The sequence below is a fragment of the Mitsuaria sp. TWR114 genome, assembly GCF_007997345.1.
Map to the genome: position 1 here is coordinate 1 of NZ_VOSR01000305.1, position 1,508 is coordinate 1,508.

The window sequence follows — 1,508 nt, forward strand, 5'->3', positions numbered from 1 at the left end:
TCGCGGCCGCGCTCGCCGATCAGCGCGATGACGCTGATGTCGCACTGCGTGCCGCGCGCCAGCATGCCCATCAGCGTGGACTTGCCGACGCCGGCCGGCGCGAAGATGCCCATGCGCTGCCCCTCGCCCAGCGTGATCAGCCCGTCGATCACCTTGACCCCGGTGGGCAGCGGGCGCTCGATCATTTCGCGCTCCATCGGCGTGGGCGGCAGCGCGAACACCGGACGCGATTCGGTCGTGCGCACCGGGCCCTTGCCGTCGATCGGCCGGCCCAGGCTGTCGATCACGCGGCCCAGCAGCGCCTGGCCGACCGGCACCGACAAGACCTGGCCCAGCCCGACCACGCGGGTGCCGCCGCGCACGCCCAGGATCGAGCCGAACGGCGACAGGATGCTGCGCCCGCCGGCGAAGCCCACCACCTCGGCCGTCTGCAGCACCGCGCCGTCGTCGTCGAGCACCTCGCACAGCTCGCCCAGGCGAGCGTCCAGGCCGCTCACGCGCATCAGCGTCCCGATCACCTCGGTGACCTTGCCGGTGCGGCCCACCATCGTGGCCGAGGCCAGCTCGGCCTCCATCAGGTCGGTGAATCCCTGCAATGCCTTCATCGGCGCTCCTGGTCAGTGTTCGGCGAGGTCGTGCGCGTGAAGGATGTCCTCGGCGTCATCGGCATCGGCCCGCGCGCCCGCATCCGTGTGCGGGAATCCGAAGGACGCATGAGCCTGGGCGTCGACGCCGCGGTCGCTGACGCCGCGATCGCCGACGCCGTCGTCCCGCCCGTCATCGAAGCCGTGGTCGGTGGCTTCGTGGTCGCCGGCATCGGCCAGCGGCAGGCTGCTCGCCAGCGCCTTGCGCACCGCGCGGTCCATCGCCGCGCGCAGGCCGTCGAGCTGCGTCTGCAGGCTGGCGTCGAGGATGCCGACCTCCGACTCGAACACGCAACTGCCGGACCGCAGCGCCGGGTCGACGCTGACCTCGATGTGAACCCCTTGCGTCTGCAGCGCCTTGAGCGAGTCCAGCGCGGCGCGTGCGTGGGCGTGGTCATCGGCGCTGACGCGCAGGGCCAGCGTGCTCGCGCCGCGCGCGAAGCTGCGCACGCTGCGCAGCGCGCGCTGGTACAGCGCCGCCCGCTCCTCGGTGTGGACGATGCGCTCGACCGCGCCGGTGACGATGGTCGCCAGCTTCTCGTGCATGCCGCGCAGCACCTGCGCGTTGTCGATCGCCTGCACCGTCTGGCGCTCGTGCCATTCCAGCGCGGCCTGGCGCCGGCCGGCCTCGCAGGCCTCGACCCGCAGCCGCTCGGCCTCGGTGCGGGCCTCGGCCAGCAGACGGTCCGCCTGCTCGCGCGCATCGCTCATCAGCTTCGAGGCCTCTTCGCGCGCCTGCGCCAGCACCGCGTCGCGCTGCTCGTCCATCACGCGGCGCAGCGCGTCGAGCTCCGCGGCGCCGTCGACTTCGGCGGCGCGCAGGATGCCGTCCTCGGCCCCCAGTCCGCCCAGGCGGTCCGCGCC

The 1,508-nt window shown here is 73.5% G+C and carries 1 protein-coding gene and 1 pseudogene; both read right to left on the minus strand.

Annotation, left to right across the window (positions count from 1 at the left end; all coding sequences use genetic code 11):
- Positions 1–605: pseudogene (locus tag FUT87_RS12620) on the minus strand (EscN/YscN/HrcN family type III secretion system ATPase); the annotation flags it as partial.
- A gap of 12 nt (positions 606–617) precedes the next feature.
- The coding region (sctL, locus tag FUT87_RS12625; RefSeq protein WP_147241238.1) for a type III secretion system stator protein SctL at positions 618–1,508 on the minus strand (891 nt) is incomplete at its 5' end.